The sequence below is a fragment of the Streptococcus sanguinis genome (assembly GCF_020729725.1).
In the GTDB taxonomy this organism is placed as follows: Bacteria; Bacillota; Bacilli; order Lactobacillales; family Streptococcaceae; genus Streptococcus; species Streptococcus sanguinis_V.
This window is the reverse complement of sequence record NZ_JAJEPA010000005.1, coordinates 448,462-468,840: the sequence shown is the minus strand read 5'-3', so window position 1 is coordinate 468,840 and position 20,379 is coordinate 448,462. Positions and strand designations below refer to the sequence as shown.

Annotated in this window: 16 protein-coding genes; 13 read left to right on the top strand and 3 right to left on the bottom strand. The window is 43.0% G+C overall.

Features of this window, described 5'->3' with window-relative positions:
• The first annotated feature begins 129 nt into the window (after positions 1-129).
• Entirely contained in the window at positions 130-858 is a 729-nt protein-coding gene (locus K4I03_RS02215) for a TraX family protein (RefSeq protein ID WP_002900153.1), read from the top strand.
• Between the two features lie 280 nt (positions 859-1,138).
• Here K4I03_RS02215 and K4I03_RS02210 read toward each other — a convergent pair whose 3' ends face one another.
• The gene (locus K4I03_RS02210) at positions 1,139-2,665 is read right to left on the bottom strand and encodes an ATP-binding cassette domain-containing protein (protein ID WP_227963565.1); all 1,527 of its coding nucleotides are present in this window, start codon (positions 2,663-2,665) and stop codon (positions 1,139-1,141) included.
• Between the two features lie 617 nt (positions 2,666-3,282).
• Here K4I03_RS02210 and K4I03_RS02205 point away from each other — a divergent pair.
• The 6 genes from K4I03_RS02205 (at position 3,283) to K4I03_RS02180 (ending at position 11,974) form a co-directional block, all read left to right on the top strand.
• On the top strand, positions 3,283-3,474 hold the full coding sequence (locus K4I03_RS02205; RefSeq protein WP_227963564.1) for a hypothetical protein: 192 nt from the start codon (positions 3,283-3,285) through the stop codon (positions 3,472-3,474).
• A 113-nt stretch (positions 3,475-3,587) separates the two neighbouring features.
• The gene (locus tag K4I03_RS02200) at positions 3,588-5,378 is read left to right on the top strand and encodes a serine hydrolase domain-containing protein (protein ID WP_227963563.1); all 1,791 of its coding nucleotides are present in this window, start codon (positions 3,588-3,590) and stop codon (positions 5,376-5,378) included.
• 64 nt (positions 5,379-5,442) lie between these two features.
• Positions 5,443-7,227, top strand: a complete 1,785-nt coding sequence (locus K4I03_RS02195) for a serine hydrolase domain-containing protein (RefSeq protein ID WP_227963562.1) — start codon at positions 5,443-5,445, stop codon at positions 7,225-7,227.
• Between the two features lie 205 nt (positions 7,228-7,432).
• Positions 7,433-8,245, top strand: coding sequence for a CPBP family intramembrane glutamic endopeptidase (locus K4I03_RS02190; protein ID WP_227963561.1), 813 nt, complete (start codon positions 7,433-7,435; stop codon positions 8,243-8,245).
• Between the two features lie 102 nt (positions 8,246-8,347).
• Complete coding sequence (locus tag K4I03_RS02185) at positions 8,348-10,129, top strand: serine hydrolase domain-containing protein (RefSeq protein ID WP_227963560.1); 1,782 nt, start codon at positions 8,348-8,350, stop codon at positions 10,127-10,129.
• Between the two features lie 66 nt (positions 10,130-10,195).
• Complete coding sequence (locus tag K4I03_RS02180; protein WP_227963889.1) at positions 10,196-11,974, top strand: serine hydrolase domain-containing protein; 1,779 nt, start codon at positions 10,196-10,198, stop codon at positions 11,972-11,974.
• Positions 11,975-12,032: 58 nt separating this feature from the next.
• Here the strand turns inward: K4I03_RS02180 and K4I03_RS02175 are convergent, their stop codons facing one another.
• Together K4I03_RS02175 and K4I03_RS02170 are read right to left on the bottom strand one after the other, a co-directional pair.
• Entirely contained in the window at positions 12,033-12,773 is a 741-nt protein-coding gene (locus tag K4I03_RS02175; RefSeq protein WP_002895249.1) for an amino acid ABC transporter ATP-binding protein, read from the bottom strand.
• Positions 12,773-14,941, bottom strand: a complete 2,169-nt coding sequence (locus tag K4I03_RS02170; protein WP_223313033.1) for an ABC transporter substrate-binding protein/permease — start codon at positions 14,939-14,941, stop codon at positions 12,773-12,775. The genes K4I03_RS02175 and K4I03_RS02170 overlap by 1 nt, the downstream gene beginning before the upstream one ends.
• Positions 14,942-15,136: 195 nt before the next feature.
• Here K4I03_RS02170 and K4I03_RS02165 point away from each other — a divergent pair, with 195 nt between their 5' ends.
• The 6 genes from K4I03_RS02165 to K4I03_RS02140 all read left to right on the top strand — a co-directional run bounded on the left by K4I03_RS02165 (position 15,137) and on the right by K4I03_RS02140 (position 20,370).
• Complete coding sequence (locus K4I03_RS02165; RefSeq protein WP_223311557.1) at positions 15,137-16,069, top strand: CPBP family intramembrane glutamic endopeptidase; 933 nt, start codon at positions 15,137-15,139, stop codon at positions 16,067-16,069.
• A gap of 86 nt (positions 16,070-16,155) precedes the next feature.
• Complete coding sequence (locus tag K4I03_RS02160; protein WP_223311556.1) at positions 16,156-16,449, top strand: TIGR04197 family type VII secretion effector; 294 nt, start codon at positions 16,156-16,158, stop codon at positions 16,447-16,449.
• Positions 16,442-16,801 carry a flagellar hook-associated protein gene (locus tag K4I03_RS02155; protein WP_223311555.1) on the top strand — a complete coding sequence of 120 codons (360 nt, stop codon included), beginning with the start codon at positions 16,442-16,444 and terminating at the stop codon, positions 16,799-16,801. Before K4I03_RS02160 ends, K4I03_RS02155 begins: the two co-directional genes overlap by 8 nt.
• Positions 16,791-18,683: a DUF3114 domain-containing protein gene (locus K4I03_RS02150; RefSeq protein WP_227963559.1), complete on the top strand. Its 1,893-nt coding sequence runs from the start codon at positions 16,791-16,793 to the stop codon at positions 18,681-18,683. Before K4I03_RS02155 ends, K4I03_RS02150 begins: the two co-directional genes overlap by 11 nt.
• On the top strand, positions 18,640-19,254 hold the full coding sequence (locus tag K4I03_RS02145) for a hypothetical protein (protein ID WP_223311553.1): 615 nt from the start codon (positions 18,640-18,642) through the stop codon (positions 19,252-19,254). Before K4I03_RS02150 ends, K4I03_RS02145 begins: the two co-directional genes overlap by 44 nt.
• Positions 19,255-19,422: 168 nt before the next feature.
• Positions 19,423-20,370: a CPBP family intramembrane glutamic endopeptidase gene (locus K4I03_RS02140; protein ID WP_227963558.1), complete on the top strand. Its 948-nt coding sequence runs from the start codon at positions 19,423-19,425 to the stop codon at positions 20,368-20,370.
• Positions 20,371-20,379 lie beyond the last annotated feature (9 nt).

Here is a 20,379-nt window from a genome sequence, read left to right as displayed (position 1 = left end):
TTCATCGATGAGGTAAAAAGGTGAAATTCCAACTTACAAAATTGTAAGAAAAATGAGAGAAATGTAAGCTAAAGAAATGGAAAAAAGAACCTCTTTCTTGTATCCTAGGAAAGGAAAAAGGAGGATCCTATGAAAAAAATAATTGACAATAGCAGTTTGAAACTGCTTGCTATGCTTGCCATGCTGATTGACCATATCGCCTGGGTATCTTTTCCACTGGCTACCAATATGAATATTCTCTCTCCTAACTGGCCGGCCAATAGTATGCACATAATAGGCCGCCTGGCTTTTCCAGTCTTTGCCTTTTGTATCGCGGAAGGATATCGGCACAGTCATGATGTGCGCAAGTATATGAGACGATTGGGGCTGCTGGCTCTTATCAGTATCATCCCTTTCTCTCTGATGGGCTGGGTTACTGGTCTTGGCTTTATCATGCAAAATACGGTTGTTACTCTCTTTTTGGGGCTCTGTGCTCTTTATTACAGTGATCAGCAAACAGCAACCTGGAGAAAAGTTCTAATTATTCTACTCTGTTTTACTCTGTCCATTATCGCTGACGGCGGACTGACGGGAGGTGTTTTTGGTATCTATGCCTTTGCAAAGATTAAAGACCCAATCTTCCGAAAAATTGGCGGTGTCTTGGTACTGAACAGTGTGCAAATCCTAATTTTGGCCTTCAATTTCTCCTATGATGGTCTGGCTGATCTGGCTGCCACCTGTCTTCTGTTTCTCCTCGTGACCTCTTTCTACAACGGTCAAAAAGGGGCCAATATTGGAAAAGTATTTTACTGGTTTTACCCCCTTCATTTGCTCGCCCTGTCTCTGTTTCGAATTGCCTTTCTCTTATTTCTAATGTAGTTAATGAATGTGTTAAAAGTTGCAGTAGAAATACCTGTTAAGTTAATTTTTCTTTTGGTAAGTCTCAATAATAGAGTAAAAGAGTCTGGGACAATAGTCTCTTTGCTACAAAAAAGAGTTTGAGACAAAAAAATTTCAATTTTTAAAAATTTTAATTATTAAGCCCTTCTAATCTATAATTAAATGCGAAAAGCGAACAAAGCAGAATTCTGATTACCAGAAAACTAGTTTTGTTTGCTTTTTATATTTGAGGTCGGACTTTTGTCCCAGCCTCTTTTGCTTATAGTTCAACTTCTTCCAATCCCTCCTCCGTAAGTCGATAAATCTTCTGGCAGACTTCTTTGAGAAAGATCCGATCGTGGGAGACAGCGATAATGGCGCCAGGATAGGTCGCCAAAAGCTGGCGAACCTGAGGCTGAGAGGTGGGAGAGAAGTTGCGGGTTGGCTCGTCCAGAAGGAGGAGATTTGGGCGGTCTAAGACTAGTTTGAGCAGAAGAAGCTTGGCTTTTTGACCGCCGGAAAGCTGCCCAATCGGGTGGCGGGCCTCGTCGCGCGTGAACTGGAGACTGGCTAGATGAGTCAGGATTTTCTCCTCCTGGGACTTGTCGCCAGAGGGAGCCAGAAAGTCCAAGGGACTGCTCTCATCAGCCAGCAAGTCACCATAATGCTGGGGCATGTAGCCTACTCGCATATCTGTCCGCTCACGCAGGACCTTCCATATTTCCTTAAGCAGAGTAGATTTGCCTGCACCATTAGCACCAATCAGTCCGATTTTTTCCTGACCGCAGACCTCCAGAGTCAGGTTCTCCGCCAATTGTCGCTCGTTTGTTTCCAGTTTCATTCCTTCTAATTTGAGGATTCTTTTGGTCAATGGCAGAGCTTCTATGTCTGAGAAGTGAAGGCTGATGACATCTTCCTGTGTCGGGATTTCGGTCATTTCAGCACCTGCCTTTTCAAATCGTTTGCCCTGTGAGAGAACATTTTTCATTTTCTTAGCCACCAGTCGACCTGCAGTAGCGTCATGGGTGTTTCGTAAAGTATGCTCTACACTCTGCTTAACCCGTCGGTGTTTTTCCACGGTCTTGGCGTGTTCTTCCCGCTCTTTCCGTGCCAATTGACCTTGTTTTTCAAAGGCCTCCTGACGCTGATGGCGGTAATTTTCATAGTCCAGACTCTTGACACTGGTTCTAGCTTCCTGCTTCTTTTTGATTCGCTCCAGATGAACAATCTTGGTCGCGGCTTGAGCGAGGAAGTGTTCGTCGTGAGAGACGAAAAGGACAGTTTGCTGGCTGTGGCTGATAAAGTTTTCCAGCCAAGTCAGAGTTTCAAGATCAAGGTCATTAGAGGGCTCGTCAAGAAAGAGAATGTCCCAATCACTGGCTAGTTTCTTGATGAGCTGAACTTTAAGCTTTTCTCCTCCAGATAGGCTAGAGAGCTGCTGCTGACTGGCAAAACGCTGGCTGTCAAAGTTGAGCTCTCCAGCATAGCGGTAGAGCTTAGCATAGTCCAGCTCGGTCTCAAAATCAGCAAAGAAATAGTCATTGAGCGTCAGTTGGGCATCCTCTGAAGGTAGCTGCTGGGGCAGGTAGACAGCAGCAGTATAGGACTTATCAATCTGTCCGCTGTAGCTGACATAGGAGCTGACCAGTCGCTCGTCTAGCAGGAGCTTGAGCAAGGTGGACTTGCCATTGCCCTCCTCACCGATAATAGCGACCTTGTCTCCTTGATTGACAGTCAGTGACAAATCTTTGACTAACTCTTTCAGGTCTTTTAGGTGGGTAATGGTTAGATTTCTTATTTGAAGCATAGATGTCTCCTTCGTTTTATAACACAAAATACAGCCCTGCTTTATTTAGCAGAGCTGTTTTTAATTGCACAAAGCAGACACAGGAGTGTCCAAGTAGGATTATTCGTTCATAGGCTTCCAGCTTACACGGTCATAGGAGCGACAGGATTGATCTAAAGATAAGCAAATAGAAGATAGAAAGCACAAAAAATGAACATCCCGCGGATATGCAGAAACATGACAAAATCTACTAAATAAAGTTTCCTTTAAAAAATAGACTTAATTTTTCATGTCTCCGTGTACCTCCGAAATAGTTCTGCTTTAAGTCTAACAGAAGAAAGTAAATTCGTCAAGCGCTTTCAAATAAATAAAAATTTTTAAAAGATTTTTGGAGCCCATTTTTATAAACCTTCTAAGAATATTGATTTCAAGGCTTGTAAGCTGATTTTGATATATAATTTTTTAATTATATAAAAATTTGACATATACCAGAAAATTATATATAATCTTCTTGTATATAAAATTTATATATATAAAATGATTATACAGATAGGCCTAAAATTTGTAAAAAATAAGAAGAGCTGGAATGGGATAGATTCCAGTCGTCATTTTAAATTGTATCTAAGGAGTAAGAAACCATGCCAAAAACGTTATTTCTCTGGCTTTTGACAGTCCTAAGCTTAGGGCTAGTAAAAACGCCTCAAGCTAAGACGATGGAGCAATCTTTGAAGTCTAACACGGCGGCCATTCAGATTAGCCAAAAAATTCAGGACCATGTCAAGAAAGATGGAGCGACAAGGGTGGCTGTAGAAGCAGTGACTTTTGATTAGATGATGCAAATCATTGCTTAAGAAAGGAGAAAGATATGCTAAGAATTTTTATCCGAATGGTATACAGAAGTATCGCCTATGCGATTGTTGAAGCTAAATAGAAAGGAAATATCATGAAAAAATCATTTATTCTAACACTTTTAACGATTATAACTCTAGGACTCTTCCGGCCGGTTACAGCCTTGGCTGAGGATCAGAAGTTGCCGTCTGGCACGGAGCGGAGCCAAATCGGTCAGAAAATCCAAGACTTTGTCAAGGAACATGAAAAAACAACGGCTGGTTTGGCGACGACGGTCTTTGATAAGGATGGCACCATCTACAAAGGAAACTTTGGCTATATGAACAAGGAAAAGAAAGTCAAAACGGATGATAGCAGCGTTTTTGAATGGGGATCGGTTACCAAGCTGACGGTTTGGGTCTCCGTCATGCAGCTCTGGGAAGAGGGAAAGATTGACCTAGAGGAAGACATCCGCACCTATCTGCCAGAGGGATTTTTAAAAAACCTTCGCTATGACAAGCCGATCACTATGATTGATCTCATGAACCATCAGGCGGGATTTAGCGAGTCAATTCAGGGCCTTAAGGAAGAGACAGGATTGACAATTGAGGAAAGCTTAGCCAATAATCAGCCAACCCAGTCCTACGAACCCGGCACCATGACCAGCTACTCAAACTTCTCTGCCGGTTTGGCGAGCTATATCGTCGAGCGAATCTCCGGACAGGACTTCTCTACCTATGTCCATGAGCATATCTTCCAGCCATTAGAGATGAATGATACAGCTATGTCTTCAGATTTGAAGGATAATCTTAAGGTTTATAAGAAGCGAATGGAGGCCTTGTCCTATAGTGCAGATGGTCAGACTTCGAAGGGGACTGCCTATTTATACTCAGCGCTCTATCCAATGGGAAATGCTGCCTCTACCATGGCTGACTTTCAGAAGTTTGCCCAAGCGCTTTTGAAGAAAGAGAAGCTCTTCCAGCGAGCTGAGACTTGGGCGACCCTATACACAGTGACCTCGACCTATCCAGGGACAGAGCTGCCGCTCAATATGCACGGTTTCTGGGCTACAGAGTTTGGCATGACTGTTGTCGGCCATAGCGGTAATACCTTGGGGTATTCCTCTTTCATCCTGCTAGACTTGAAAAATGGCATCGGTATGACTATCATGACGAATCAAGAACACGAATTCGTCTACAACCATGAGATGCCGGCTTTGGTCTTTGGACCTAAGAAAAAGACAGACTCAGCCACCTTTGACAAATTCCAGTCTGGAAATTACCGATTTACTCGCTACTTTGCCAGTGGTCCTATGTCTATCTCTAGAAGCTTATTCCTCTATACTAGTTTTGTCAAGAAATCCGAGGACAATCCACTTTTGAGTCAGGATTTTTCAGTAGTCAGTGGCAGCGGAGATAAGGTCAAGGTGACAACTCCTTATGCAAGTTATTTCAGAGTCAAGGATAGCGAAATTTTGGCAGACTGGGCCATGCTTATTGCAGCGGTAGTCGGAATTGTTTTCAGTATCATTCTCTTTTTGGTACGGGGTGGTTTAGATCTTTTCCGATTGGTATTCAAAAAAGGCCAGCCTAAAACACCTAAGAAACTTCGGATTTGGACTTATCTGACCTCTTTAGCAGCAGTAGGAGTGGTTTTAAATTTCTATGGCCTTGTTGTAGCTTTTCTAGCAAGTGATCGTAGTTATCCCTATAGCATATGGCCTTATATAGTCTTTGCAGCTCTAGGTTTAATCTTAGCAGGATGTGCCATCTATCCGTTCTTGAGTAAGGCTCGAAAGGGACTTGGCAAAGGTCGGCTCTTATTGACAATCATGACGAGTCTATCTGCTCTCGCTATCGTAGCTAACATTCTTTATTGGTCGCTCTACCAGTGGTGGGCGATGTGATAAGTTGCCTGTCTTCCTTCGGGAAGGTGGGCTTTGTCTGCATAATTCTGCAAAGGAGAATCGCATGAAAAAATCATTTATCCTAATACTTTTAACTATATTAACGCTTGGTTTGTTTCAGCCAGCTACTGCTCTAGCTGACTCGCAGAAGCTGCCGTCTGGTACGGACCGCGACAAAATCGGTCAGAAAATCGAAAATTTTGTCAAGGAACATGAAAAGACAACGGCCGGTATGGCAACAACTGTTTTTGACAAGGACGGGACTATTTATCAAGGTAGTTTTGGCTATATGAACAAGGAAAAAGGCATTAAAGCCGACGACAACAGCGTCTTTGAATGGGGGTCAGTAGGGAAACTAACTATCTGGGTCTCCGTTATGCAACTCTGGGAAGAGGGCAAGATTGACCTTGACGAAGATATTCGCACATATCTGCCAGAGGGATTTATGAAGACTTTGCGCTACGACAAGCCCGTTACTATGACAGACCTCATGAACCATCAGGCCGGCTTTGGTGAGTCTACCCACGCCTACAAGGAAGATAAGGGCTTGTCTATTGAGGAGATTCTGGCAGTTAATCAGCCAGAACAGTCTTACGAACCAGGCACCATGACAGCCTACTCAAACTTTTCAGCTAGTCTGGCAGCCTATATCGTCGAGAGAATCTCTGGTCAGGACTTCTCGGCCTATGTCCATGAGCATATCTTTCAACCACTAGGGATGAAAGACACTGCTCTATCAGCCGACTTTAAGGAAAATCCAAAGATTTACCAGAAGCGGATGGAGCAAATCTCTTATCGGGCGGACGGTCAGACATCTATGGGAACTAGCTATTTCCATCTAGGGCTTTACCCGGCAGGGAATGCCGTCTCCACTTTGGCTGACTTCCAGAAGTTTGCCCAAGCGCTTTTGAAGAAAGAAAAGCTCTTCAAGCATGCTGAGACTTGGACAACTCTCTACACAGCAACATCGAATTATCCAGGAACGGATATGCCGCACAATATGCACGGATTTTGGACACGGGAGTACGGCACGACGCTTGTTGGCCATGGAGGAAACTCGACTGGCTACTCATCTTATATTCTGTTGGACTTGAAAAATGGTATAGGTATGACCATTATGACGAATCAGGATCATGAGTTAGTTTATAATTATGAAATGCCAGCCTTGGTTTTTGGACCTAAGAAAAAGACGGACTCAGCTACCTTTGATAAATTCCAGTCTGGCAATTACCGATCTGCTCGCAACTTTGCCAGTGGTCCTATATCTATCTCCAGAATCTTGCTTTACACTCAGTTTGTCAAGAAATCTAAGGACAATCCGCTTTTGACCCAGAATTTTTCAGTAGTCAGCGGTAGTGGAGACGAGACTAAGGTAACAGCTTCCTATGGCGACAACTTCAGAGTCAAGGATAGCGAGATTCTGAAAGACTGGTCCTTGCTTATTTCAGCGGCAGTCGGACTTGTTTTCAGTATCATTCTCTTTTTGGCACGGGGCGGACTGGATCTCTTCCGCTTGGTCTTCAAAAAAGGTCAATCTAAAACACCAAAACCTCTTCGTATCTGGACTTACCTAACTTCCTTGGCTGGAGTAGGTGTGGCTATAAACTTCCTCCTCCTCTTTAACACATTTGCTACCAGCGATCTGAGCTTTTTAGCTAGCTGGCGCTACATTGTCTTTGCCGGTCTGGGATTGATTCTGGCTGGCTGTGCAGTCTTCCCGCTTCTGACCAAGGCAAGAAAAGGATTGAGCAAGAGCCGACTCTACCTGACGGTCATGACTAGTCTATCTGCGTTGGCCATTGTGGTTAATATCCTCTACTGGTCCCTCTATCAGTGGTGGGCATTGTGATTATTTGCTTGTCTTTTCTGGGGGAATGGACTATCTCATGAGGTAAACCGTTTGATTAATTCTTTTTACAATCTTAAGGTTAGTGATTTTTCAACAGGAGCTGAAGTACAATAGCTGTCTTTTATACAGAGCGCGGCTAAATGAGGCAAAAAATCAAAGACCTTATCAGAGTACAAAAATCAAACCATTTAAAGGAGAAAGTTCTATGACCAATGAAACAAGAAGCAAACCACAACCAAAACTAGTCTGGCCGTTCCTAGCCTGGAACTTCGGCTGGACTTGGGGATTTATGTTGCTAGCTATCATTCTCAAAAATCTCTGGCCGGAAAATCCACCTATACTCTATCTGGCTCTGGAAGGCCTCCTAATGAGTCTCAGTATGTTCGGACCGGTGATAGCAAGCCTAATGGTACTGAAAATAAAAGGCTTCAAAGCCATCTGTTCCTTTATCTTCTCAAGCAAGAAAGGGACTTGGCTCTATCTCCTACTCTTCAGTGGAGGTCTGGCAGTGACTTTTGCATTAGCTTCCGGAGGCAAGCTAGTAGACGGAGCTCTGCTTTCATTTATTGGATTCTTTATCTACCTTATGACCTTGGCTGGTGGCATGGAAGAGCCTGGCTGGCGAGGCTTTCTGCAGCCGGCTTTGGAAAAGAAGTTCTCTATGCTTATCGCCTCCTCAATAACTGGACTAGCTTGGGCTTGCTGGCATATTCCTCTCTGGTTTTATGACCGTTTTTATGATCGAAGTCAGAATCCCTTTCTAGTCTTTATCATTGTAACTATAGTCCAGTCTATCTGGTTTGCTGCACTGCATAAGAAGACGAAATCTGTCCTTGCCTGTATGATTTTTCATGCCCTGCTAGACATTCTGATAGAAACGTTTGTCGGCATCAACCTAGCTGATAAGTTTGATTTCTCTCAGGTCAACTCCCTCTTTTACCTTGGCGGCTTGGGCATTCTGACCCTTTACAGTATTTATCTCTGGTGTCGGGCGGATAAAGAAGAGAAAAACGCATGATTAAAAAATAAGAATAAGCTGATTCTAAAATTAAAGGGAGACTGTACAAATTATCTGACCTTAGCTCATATGAATCTTTGAGTCGAACAGAAAGGAAATGCTATGAAAAAATCATTTATTCTGACACTTTTAACGATTATAACTCTAGGAATCTTCCGGCCGACAGCTGCTTTAGCTGACTCGCAGAAGCTGCCGTCTGGCACGGACCGCAGCCAAATCGGTCAGAAAATCCAAGACTTTGTCAAAGAGCACGAAAAGACAACAGCCGGTATGGCAACAGCAGTCTTTGATAAAAACGGAACCATCTACAAGGGAAACTTTGGCTATGTGGATAAGGAAAACAAAGTCAAAGTTGACGATGACAGTGTTTTTGAATGGGCTTCAATCACTAAACTGACGGTCTGGGTATCGGTCATGCAGCTCTGGGAAGAGGGCAAAATCGACCTAGAAGCAGACATCAAAACTTATCTGCCAGAAGGCTTTCTCCGCAATCTTCGCTATGATAAGCTTATCACCATGCTGGATCTGATGAACCATCAGGCTGGCTTTGATGAAATGCCACTCTACAAAAAGGGAGATAAGAGCGACTTGGAAGAGCAGTTCCGCGATTACCAGCCTATTCAGTCCTTTGAGCCGGGTACGACGACATCATACTCTAACTTCAGCACGGCTTTGGCATCTTATATCGTGGAGCGGATATCTGGGCAGAAGTATGCAGACTATGTCCATGAGCATGTTTTTGAGCCGCTGGACATGGATCGGACTGCTATCTTGCCTGACTTATCGGACAACGCTTATGTACAGGAAAAGCGCAAGGAGGATAAGGGTTATGATGACCAAGGTAAGCTCTTGGGAGATACACCATTTAAGCTCTGGATGTACCCAGTCGGAGGGGCTGTGGGGACTCTAGGAGACCTGCAGAAATTCGCCCAGGCCTTGCTGGAACGTAAGACGCTCTTTCATCATCCAGAAACTTGGACCGAGCTTTACTCAACAACCTCTACCCACCCTGGTACGGATATTGTTCGTAATGCTCATGGCTTTTGGGCCAGTCACTACGGTGTTACCTTGCTGGGACACAGTGGTAATGCTGATGGCTTTTCTAGCTATCTTTACTTGGATCTAAAAAATGGCATCGGCCAAGTCATCTTAACCAATCAACTGTATGAACAAGTTTACAATGTTCAAATGCCAGAGCTGATATTTGGCAAGATGCAGACTGTCAGCGAAGCTACTAAAAAGCAGTTCAAGCCTGGCTCTTACCACTATCTGAGAAGCTATAATAGGGGACCACTGTCCTTCATGCTCATGATCCCTGGGGCCATCCAAAAGATCAACAAAGTATCAGATCAGCCAGATCTGCTGAGCACTTTCTGGACCATAGACAGAAGTCAAGGTGCTGACCGCCTCGAATTTGGTGTCCTTAATGCAGAAAGGATTTCCGATTCAGTTCTCTTTAGACATTATCTAGTCGTGTTTCTCGGAGCTCTGGCGCTCGTGTTTGCTCTGGGAAATGTCTTGATTAGTTTTCTGATTGGCGGTTTCCGTCTCATGCTGCGTAAAGCTAAAAGTTCGGCTCCGCGCTCTTGGAAGATCTGGAATTGCCTGACCTCTCTAGGGATGTTGCTGTTTACTGGCAATCTCATTTTGCTTTTACTGTCTGCCTTGACTCAGGATTACTCAATTGTTCAATCTTGGCGCTATATGGTCTTTGCAGGTCTGGGCCTATTCTTAGCAGGATGTGCGGTTTTTCCGCTCTTTAGCAAAGTGCGAAAAGGCCTCGGAAAAGGTCGCCGCTTCCTGACAGTTCTGACTAGTCTATCTGCCCTAGCTATAGTAGCCAATATTCTCTATTGGTCACTTTACCAATGGTGGGTGATGTGATATAAGTTGCTTGCTTTCCTTTGGGAAGGCGGGCTTTGTCTGTGTAATTCTGCAAAGGAGTATCTCATAAAAAAATCAGTTGTTCTCATACTTCTAACTATTTTAACATTGGGTCTTTTTCGCCCAGCCACTGCATTGGCTGACTCTCAGAAGCTGCCTTCGGGCACAGAGCGCAGCCAAATTGGCCAGAAAATCCAAGTCTATGTCAAAGAGCACGAAAAGACAACAGCCGGCATGGCGACAGCTGTCTTTGACAAAGACGGCACTATCTATCAAGGAAACTTTGGTTATATGAACAAGGAAAAAGGCATCAAGGCCGATGATGACAGTGTCTTTGAATGGGGCTCCGTGACTAAGCTGACTGTCTGGGTCTCTGTTATGCAGCTCTGGGAGCAAGGTAAGATTAACCTAGAAGAAGATATTTGCACGTATCTACCAGAGGGCTTTCTTAGAAATCTCCGCTATGACAAGCCTATTACTATGCTGGATTTGATGAACCATCAGTCTGGATTTGACGAAGCCCCTCTCTATATGCAAAGGGGCAAGAGTTTAGAGGATTTGCTGCTCCAATATCAGCCGGCTCAGTCCTTTGAACCGGGAACAACGACAGCTTATTCCAACTACAGTACGGGGTTAGCAGCCTATATTGTGGAGCGAATTTCTGGGCAATCTTTTGTTGATTATACCCACGAGCATATCTTCCAGCCTCTGGGCATGGAGAGAACGGCTATAGCTCAAGACTTGTCTGACAATGCTTATGTCCAAGCCAAGCGCAAGGAAGTAAAAGGATATACGACAGATGGCAGCCTGTTAGGAGATGCACTTTATGAAGTCGGCCTGTATCCAGTTGGTCGAGCCACAGGAACGCTGAGTGATTTGCAAAAATTTGCTCAGGCTCTGCTAAGTCGTAAAACTCTCTTTACTCGGTCGGAGACTTGGGACAAACTATACACCGGCACTTCCTATTATCCTGGTACAGACATCGTTCGTAATGCTCATGGCTTCTGGGCCAGTGAATTTGGCGTTACAGTGCTAGGGCACGGAGGGAATACAAATGGTTTTTCCAGCTATCTTCTGCTGGATCTGAGGGATGGTATCGGCCAGGTGATCATGACCAATCAAGGCGTGGAAGAAATTTATAATGATGGCATGCCAGAATTGGTTTTCGGAAAGCGTCCGACAGCCAGTGCAGAGACTCAGAAAAAGTTCGAACCAGGCTATTATCAAATCCTTCGGAATTTTAATCAAGGTCCGCTTTCTTTGTATCAGCTCTTTCCAGGTAATTTGCTTCATATGAAGAAGCCGTCCTCGGAGAGAATGGATCATTTGTTTTGGACTATTTATAAAAGTGGAAATGGCAAAACGCGAATCGCTACTCCAGTCAGTGATTTCGAGAAAGTTCCTGACTGGGAAATCTGGACTAAGTTTGGGTTGATTGCTTTGGCAGCTCTAAGTGTCGTTTATGCTTTGGGTAATCTACTTGTGCGGCTTGTGCTAGTCCTTTATCGACTGGTCTTTGGCAAAGAAAAAAGCAAGCAAAATCGAGCTTGGAAATGGTGGCACATCTTGACAGCTGCAGGAGTAGTGGTCTCAGCTGGAAATTTACTCTTGCTCCTGCTTAGCTCAAGCACTACGGATCTCAGTATCATCGCTCAGTGGCGTTATATGGTTTTTGCAGGTTTGGGATTGTTCTTAGCAGGCTGTGCGGTTTATCCGCTCTTTAGCAGGGCTCGAAAGGGACTCGGAAAAGGTCGCCTCTTCCTGACAGTTCTGACTAGTTTGTCCGCCCTCTCCATAGTAGCTAATATCCTCTACTGGTCGCTTTACCAGTGGTGGTTGGTGTAGTTTAAAAATTTTTGAAACAAGAAAAGAGCCGGCATATAAGCTGGCTCTTCGTTTGGTTTTATACATTTAATACTTTGTCCAAGAAGTCTTTGAGGCGTGGGTGCTGTGGATTGTCAAAGATTTGGTCAGGCTTGCCGTCTTCTAAGAATTCACCGTCAGCGGTAAAGATAACGCGGTTGGCTACTTGACGGGCAAAGCCCATCTCATGGGTCACAATCAGCATGGTCATACCTTGCTGGGCCAGATCCTTCATAACGTTGAGAACATCGCCGACCATTTCAGGGTCAAGGGCAGAAGTAGGCTCATCAAAAAGCATGATGTCTGGATTCATAGCCAGACCGCGAGCAATAGCTACCCGCTGCTTCTGACCGCCGGACAGGCTGTCAGGGCTGGCATCAGCCTTATCAGCCAAGCCAACCTTTTCCAAAAGCTCCATCCCCAGCTTATTTGCTTCGTCTTGGGTCAAGCGCTTGTGCTCAACAGGAGCAAAGGTGATATTTTCCAGAACAGTCATGTGCGGGAAGAGGTTGAAGTGCTGGAAGACCATACCGATATTTTCACGGACCAGATCCACGTCAGTCTTTTTGTCCGTCAAATCAAAGCCATCAACCGTGATGGTTCCGCTAGTGACTTCCTCTAGCAGATTGAGACTGCGCAGAAAGGTTGACTTACCAGAACCGGAAGGACCGATGATGCAGACCACATCGCCCTCGTAGAATTTAGCAGTAATCCCCTTTAGGACTTCGTTTTCCCCGTAGTATTTATGAAGATCGTTCACATCGATTTTTAATTTTGCCATTACTTAATCCTCTTTTCTAAGCGTTTTGCCAAGCGGGTCAAGAGCGTGATAATGATGAGATAGAGCACAGCTAGGATAGCATACATCCGGAAACTCTGATAGTTGCGGGCGATGATGTCTTTACCCGTTTTGAAGAGCTCGGCCAGTCCAATAGCTGAGACAATCGTTGTATCCTTGAGTGCGATGACAAACTGATTGACAAAGTTTGGCAGCATAATCTTAGTTGCCTGTGGCAAGATAATCTTGCGCATGGTCTTGGAGTAGGAAATCCCCAAGCTGCGGCTGGCTTCCATCTGTCCAACAGGAACGGCCTGGATACCTCCACGGACAATTTCTGCGATATAGGCGCCAGCATTAAGAGAGAGGGCGATGGTTCCTGCAACGAAAGCATTGATTGGGCTTTGTTGGCCAGTCATGGATTCGATTAGGTTAGGAATACCCCAGAAGATAAAGGCCGCCACAATCATCAGCGGAATACCACGAATGACATCAACAAAGATTTCTGCAATCCAGCGCAGCGGTTTATAAGGGCTGACGCTGAACATACCAAAGATAATCCCGATGACCATAGCAATCGCAAATGAAATCAGTGCCAAAGCAATCGTCACTCCCAGACCTTTAAGAAGTTCTTGGTAGTTGTTTTGCAGCAAGCCCCAAATAGTGGACTCATCTACAGTGGATTCTTTTTCCTCGCTAGCCAGATACTTGTCTAAAATCTCTTGGTATTTGCCGCTTTCTTTGAGGTTGGCCAGTCCATTGTTAAACATCTCAATCAGCTCAGGATTGCTGCCTTTTTTGACTGCGAAAGCGACTTTGCCGCTTGGTGTACCTTCAATAGGTGTTTTAAGCTTCTTGCCTTGTTTGATAGCGTATTTGACAACGGGCTCATCATCCATCACAGCTGCGACAGAGCCAGTATTGAGGCTGTCATACATGGAAGCTGCATCTGAGAATGTTTTAATAGAGTAGCCGTACTTGCTCTTGTTTTCCTCAAGGAACGTTTGAGAAGCGGTACCAGTTTTGACACCGACTGTCTTGCCCTTGAGTTCGTCGTAGGACTTGATATTACTGCTGTCCTTGACTGCCAAGATAGAGTTGGCTGTATAGTAAGGGTCAGAATAGTCAAAAGTTTTCTTGCGGGCATCTGTGACAGACATACCGGCGATAATTCCGTCAGCCTGACCGGTCTGAACGCTATTGATAGCTGCATCAAAGCCAGGATTGGTTACTTCCACGGTAAAGCCTTGGTCTTTGGCAATAGCCTTAATCAGCTCCATGTCAATCCCAGTGTATTGGTTGCTGTCATCTTGGAAGACAAAAGGAGCAAAAGATGAGTCGCTGGCAATAATGTATTTGTCTTTTTTCGGAGTAGCTTTTTGACCGGCGGGAGTAGAAGTCTCTGGTACGGCGGAGTCAGAGCTGCCTTTAGAAGCCGTCCATTTATTAATGATTTCATCCAGACTTCCATCTTCCTTCATCTGCGCCAGAGCTTCGTTAAACTCAGTAACTAAGTGCTCATGCTTGCTACCTTTTTTGACACCGAAAGCAAAGCTTCCAACAGCCTCACCCTTCATAGAAATTTTCAGGTTTTGGCCTTGATTGATGGCGTACTCAATGACCGGCTGATCATCCATCACTGCATCGACATCACCAGCAGAAAGGCTATTATACATCAAGTCACCCGTGTCAAAGGTTTTGAGAGTGTAGCCGTACTTATCCTTGTTCTTCTCAAGGAAACGTTGGGCAGCCGTTCCTGTTTTTACACCGACTTTCTTTCCTTTCAGCTGTTCGTATTTGCTGATGGTGTTTGCCTTAGTCGTCGCGATAACGACCTTAGTGTCGTAGTAAGTATCAGACATGGTAAAGACTTTTTCACGCTCGCTTGTCTTGGTCATACCAGCCATGATGGCATCCGCCTGGCCGGCTTGGACCGCATTGACAGCTGCATCGAAGCCAGGGAAACTCATGTCAATGTCCCAGCCTTTGATTTCTGCGACCTTGTTGATGATATCAACGTCAATCCCCTTGTAAGTCTGATCAGAATCTTTAAATTCAAATGGTGCGTAAGCAGTATCGGATACGATTTTGATCGTATCTGCCTGGGCTGTCGCCCCTAACGCAAAAAATGGAAATAATGTTAGCAAGATTGCTAAAAATTTTTTCTTCATTTTCTTCCTCCTTTTTAGCATTCTAGCATTATAGCAAAAAAACACTGATTAGGCAAATTTCTCCTGTTTTTATGTTAGATTTTCTGACATATAAACTCTGTGTTTTTTGTAAGAAGAACTGTAACTTTTCTTTGTTCTTAGAGCAAAGTCTGCTATACTGGAAATGAATGAAAGCAAGATTAGAATGAGGTTCTTATGAAAAAATCACGTATCTTGGACGGAGTCAATCAAGCTCGCTTTGTCCCTCCTTATATTTTGTCTCTTTTTCTGGCGATTGTTTTTGTGCAAGGAGGACAGCAGTTGGCTTATTTGGCTTTGGAGCCAATTTCTGCTTTCCTAAGTCTTATGCTAGGTTTCTTGGGGCAAGGCGGATTCTTTGAAATCTTCTTCAATTTTGCCCTGCCTTTTCTTTTGTTTAGCTTTGTTTTTATGATACTGGTTCTCTTTCTCTGGGTGCGCTGGGCTGAAGGACGACCGCTCGCGACTCTGGGCTTTGTTAAAAAAGGAAGCTTGGTGGAGTTAGTCAAAGGATTGACAGTAGGTTTTCTCCTCTTTAGTCTAGTCGCTCTGCTTATGCTGTTGAGCGGAGCTGTCTCTTTCGAATGGGGACAGCTGACGCTGGAACCTTTCCTCTATATCTTGATTTTGCTTCCGCTTTGGATGATTCAGGGCGGGGCAGAAGAGCTAGTGACAAGGGCTTGGCTTCTGCCAGTTTCAGTCAAAAAGACCAACTTGCCCATCGGTTTGCTGACTTCAAGCCTGCTCTTTGCCCTCTTGCACCTAGGCAATCCAGATATTGGTATTCTTTCCATTCTTAACATTGCCTTATTTGGGCTCTTTGCAAGTCTCTATCTGCTCCGGACGGACAATGTCTGGGGGATTATAGGACTTCATACTGCTTGGAACTTTACCCAAGGAAATATCTATGGTTTCAGCGTTAGTGGTACTGGCGTTGACGCGGCAGTCCTGAACTTTATTCCAAAGTCAGAATGGAGCTGGTTGACTGGTGGAGCTTTCGGCGCTGAAGCCTCTGTTTTCAGCTCGCTCATTCTCTTGTTAGCCGTGCTTTACTTGCTTATCAAGATGAAAAAAGACGGTAGTTTGACTGAGTTAGTGGGGAAGATGTAGAAACAGTGTTAAAATAAAGAGCAGTTTTATTTTGCCTAATAATATGCTAGAATTGGGTTATAAAAGTAAATTTGAGGGAAGAGTCAATGAAAGAAATTAAAAGCGATATTTTGATCGTTCAACAATTAGCGTCAGCTATGAAGAATGGAGGAGATGCCCTAGCTAGTGTTTCAAATGCTTCTAAGGATGAAAAGACTAAACTTTTGGGAAATGATTCTGCGCATCATGCAATAGATCTTTCTCAAAGTAAAGCCAAGGATATTTCGTTGGCCATTCAATCAGCTTGCACTAATATTAAAAGTGTGGCTGAGCAATTTCAAGCAGTTGATGAGGATAGTGTTGGAAGGTTTCGTTTAATTGAAGGACAGAATCGTGAATAAAGAGAAGAGACTTGATGAACTGAGAGAAAAGGAAGCGGGCTTGTTTTTGCAGGAGGAAAGACTGCTGCGGGAAAAAAGATTGTTGGAGAACCAAAAAGAAAATTTCGATTGGTATCGTTCAGAAGCGCAAACTCAACTTTGGGATTCATTCGAGTCTTATCCCTCTTCCAGAATTTTTTTTGAACAGTTATATTCAGAAGCGTTTCATGAATCGAATATTGTTTCTGAGAGTTTTTTAGATGATTTGGATGAGATTAACCTTCAAAAGCGTAAGCTAGAAGATGATTTGAATGACATTTATCATGAACGTATCAGAATCAATCAAACGGAGGATAAAGTAGATGGGAATTGAAGTTTATTGCGGAAGTTTAGATTCGCAAGTTGAGAGTACTACAGCTATGACTAAAAGCCATTTGGATAGCTATAAAGAATTAGGAAATTCTCTCGAACAAGTGGAAAATTCGGTCTCGGACTTATCTGGTAAAGCTTATGATTCCTTTAGAGCTTTTATTACCAGTGTCATTATTCCATTAAAAGAAACAGGAGTAGCATTGGCTGAAGCAACTCAGGCAGATGTTAAATCTCTTCCAAAGGAGTATCGTGCACAAGTTGCAGATGAGGATTTACAAGAGGATAAGCTAATAGAGGATATTCAGCATTATGACCAGCTTATTGCAGCCAATCAAGCTTCAATAGATACCATTGCAGCGAGCAAGTCAACTAGTTCGGGAAGTTTTCAGCGTTTACAGGGACTGCAGAAACTTGGAGATACCTATTCTGCAGCTCGAGATAAACTTCAAGAAAAATTAGATAAACTCAGAGCTTTTAATGCTAGTTCTCCTGAAATATTTGGAGATATTGACGCTTTGGCGCAAGCAATTGATACTGGTGTGGGGCAGCTAGCCAGCTCTTGGGATGCTAATACAGGGACCTATAGTATTCCTGCAGATTTATCGTGGACGACCGTAGCGGGAGAACTAAAAGCAAATCGTGATTTTGCTAAGAAATATCAGATTGAGCGACCACAAAATCTTTCATGGAAGGAATACAATTCTTATATCACGGGACTGCGCCAACAGGCTGAAGAGTTGAAGAAAGTTGATGGCTGGGATGATGCGGCTGTAAAGAATTATATCAATCAGGTTAAATCAAGCACAGCAAAACTTCAGACAGGCCAAGAGTTCTACAATAAACGTGACGAACTATATGCTCAAACAAAGGAAGTAGGATCTGACGTCTACACAGGCATGTATGCAGCAAGTAAGATGAGTTCCAGAGAAAAATTAGAATTAGTTCTCAAACATTTAGGAGCTGAAGTAGATGAACATAATTTCATGCATTTAACCAGTGCTACTCATAAATTTTCTGATAAAATGTCACCTCATGGAGACTTTTTGATGTATTTTAGAAAAGATGTAATTTTGACTTTTAAGGATAAATCGCTTAAGGAAGATAAATCTGGCTTAGGTCAACAAATTCACCTGTTCCGCTATTATCTTGATCGTCAAGCAATTTATTATATTCGAAATAACTATGAGGGTGCTAGTGATTATGAAAAGCTTTTGGCGTACGGTGAAGAGCAAGGGCTTACTTTTGATTATACTACGGGAGCTAACTATCATAATCGTTATGATAAAGATACAGATGTTTTCAGACGTCCTTACAATATGAAAGTTCAAGTTCCTCAAGAAAGCACTGTTAATCCAAAAAAAGGTTTCAATAATGCTCGAATGGTTGAATTTATTGTGAATCTCGAAACAGGAGAATTTGAGACACAGTGGGATGCCTATGATCAGCATAAGCTACCTAATGGTAGATATGATTCCAATCCAGAACATTATACTCATGATGAATTGCATGAAATTGCTAATACAGAGTCCTTTAACTACGGTCCGTCAAAAGGGAATAATGACGCAGTCACTGGAATTTATGCTGACCAACATAATAGATTGGATGTTACACAGCCAGCAGACTCTGAACTCAGGCAAAAAGCTAAGAGTATCTTCAAATCTGAAGAAGATTTGGACAAAAAGGGCGGTCAGTATGCAGATATTGTAAAAGGAGGAGGACATAAAGATTATGAAGCTTGGCAAGAAAGAACAAAGGGTATGTCCGAAGATGAAAAAGTGGCAGAGTATAATAAATATAAAGAGTATGCTAGTGGTATCAAGCCTAGTAATCGTGGTTATTATGGTTACAGTCGTAGCAAACAATATCAAAAAGACCACAAGTGATGCATATTCAATCTTAATGAATAAAAGATTTGTTTTTGTTAAAAGCATGTCAGATATTGAGGCAAACAATGATTTTGGAACAGGATTTGATTTAAAAAATAAAGAGTTTTACTATTTTCATGGAGCTGCGATTAAAGACAACAAACTGTTTGGGGGGAGTAGTAAATATGAAGCTAAGGAATATTATGAAAGAGCGTTAAATAATGAAATATCCTCAATTCTTCTTAATTTAAATGTTAGACCTGATGAAATAAAAAAATCAAACTATCAAATTACCCGCTCACCTGAATCACTAGTGAATAAATCTTTATTAGAAGAAAAATATCCACCCGAATTTGAGTTACAATACATCTACAGGGAAGAAGATCAGTTTTCAAAGGTGCGCATCACATACAACAAAGATTTTCTGCCAACTAAGATAGAATGGTATTACAAAGGCGATGAAGGGCTTAAATGGTATACTTGGCGGACTTATTCTTATCCCTTCAAGAATAAGGCGGAATTTGATAAACGGTTAGACGAAGAAATAACAAACATTGAAGAGATTACTAGAGAAAACGAAGGGGACTGATAGATTTTTCTAATTTATTATTTAGTAATATAGCGTCAATGGGTGAGGAACTGAAAAGACTTAGATTATTGAAGTTGATAAGACAACTAAAATGGTTCAGACCGTTCTCTTTTGCTCATCCTAAAATAATGTGCTATAATAAATTCAAACAAGGAAAGGAATGTGTATATGTTTAAATCTCGTATGTTGGATGCTATCAAGCAATCGCGTTATATTCCGCCGATTTGGTTGGCTATCTTGATTGCTATTGGTTTTGTTTATGTAGGTCGTTTTGCTGGAATGTTCGGAATGTTTCCGATTGGGCTTGTTATTGGTATTTTGTTCCGTGCGACAAACCCTACTGGCGGACAAGCAGCACTTATGGAATTTTTCCGTCACTATAGTTTATTTTTTGAACTGTTTACTTTCTTCTTTATCGCCCTAGCAGTTTTCCTCTGGGTTCGATATCGTGAGAAGCGTCCTTTTTCTAGTCTGGGATTTTATAAACAAGACTGGTTCAAAAATCTCCTCAAAGGCTTCCTTATTGGAGCCGTTCAGTTTTCACTAGTTGTTGTCTTGCTCTTGGTAACGGGGACAGGCAGTCTGAAATTAGGTCAGCTTAACTTGCAGTCTTTTATTTTCGTCCTAGCAATCATTCCTTTCTGGATTCTCCAAGGTGGGACAGAAGAGCTAGTGACGCGTGGTTGGCTCTTTCCAGCAGTTAGTGCTAAGTCAAATATCTTCATTGGTATCTTGATTTCCAGCGCTCTATTCGGGGCATTGCACCTCTTTAACCCTGGTGTGACCGTTCTTTCTATTGTCAATATCATACTAGACGGTATCTTTGCTTGTTTCCTTATGCTCAAGTATGACAATATGTGGGTACTGGCTGGTATGCACGGCGCTTGGAATTTTGTGCAAGGAAATATCTATGGCATTCAGGTCAGTGGCCAAGGAGCATCTACCTCTATCTTGAACTATAGCTCGCAATCTTCTGTCGATATACTGTCCGGCGGAGCCTTTGGTGCTGAAGGATCTATTTTTGCCAGTATCGTCCTGATTGGCTGCATTGCCTATCTCTACTGGTCACTCAAAAAAGAAAATCGCCTGCCTCAAGCTCTGATCTTTAAGAAATAACCATTTCGC

Bases quoted from the DNA above. Each gene is read 5' to 3' on its own strand.
- K4I03_RS02165 (WP_223311557.1), top strand. From the start codon at position 15,137: ATGAAAAAATCACGTATCTTGGACGGAGTCAATCAAGCTCGCTTTGTC.
- K4I03_RS02200 (WP_227963563.1), top strand. From the start codon at position 3,588: ATGAAAAAATCATTTATTCTAACACTTTTAACGATTATAACTCTAGGA.
- K4I03_RS02205 (WP_227963564.1), top strand. From the start codon at position 3,283: ATGCCAAAAACGTTATTTCTCTGGCTTTTGACAGTCCTAAGCTTAGGG.
- K4I03_RS02175 (WP_002895249.1), bottom strand. From the start codon at position 12,773: ATGGCAAAATTAAAAATCGATGTGAACGATCTTCATAAATACTACGGG.
- K4I03_RS02210 (WP_227963565.1), bottom strand. From the start codon at position 2,665: ATGCTTCAAATAAGAAATCTAACCATTACCCACCTAAAAGACCTGAAA.
- K4I03_RS02140 (WP_227963558.1), top strand. From the start codon at position 19,423: ATGTTTAAATCTCGTATGTTGGATGCTATCAAGCAATCGCGTTATATT.
- K4I03_RS02150 (WP_227963559.1), top strand. From the start codon at position 16,791: ATGGGAATTGAAGTTTATTGCGGAAGTTTAGATTCGCAAGTTGAGAGT.
- K4I03_RS02185 (WP_227963560.1), top strand. From the start codon at position 8,348: ATGAAAAAATCATTTATTCTGACACTTTTAACGATTATAACTCTAGGA.
- K4I03_RS02195 (WP_227963562.1), top strand. From the start codon at position 5,443: ATGAAAAAATCATTTATCCTAATACTTTTAACTATATTAACGCTTGGT.
- K4I03_RS02215 (WP_002900153.1), top strand. From the start codon at position 130: ATGAAAAAAATAATTGACAATAGCAGTTTGAAACTGCTTGCTATGCTT.
- K4I03_RS02190 (WP_227963561.1), top strand. From the start codon at position 7,433: ATGACCAATGAAACAAGAAGCAAACCACAACCAAAACTAGTCTGGCCG.
- K4I03_RS02145 (WP_223311553.1), top strand. From the start codon at position 18,640: ATGGTTACAGTCGTAGCAAACAATATCAAAAAGACCACAAGTGATGCA.
- K4I03_RS02160 (WP_223311556.1), top strand. From the start codon at position 16,156: ATGAAAGAAATTAAAAGCGATATTTTGATCGTTCAACAATTAGCGTCA.
- K4I03_RS02170 (WP_223313033.1), bottom strand. From the start codon at position 14,941: ATGAAGAAAAAATTTTTAGCAATCTTGCTAACATTATTTCCATTTTTT.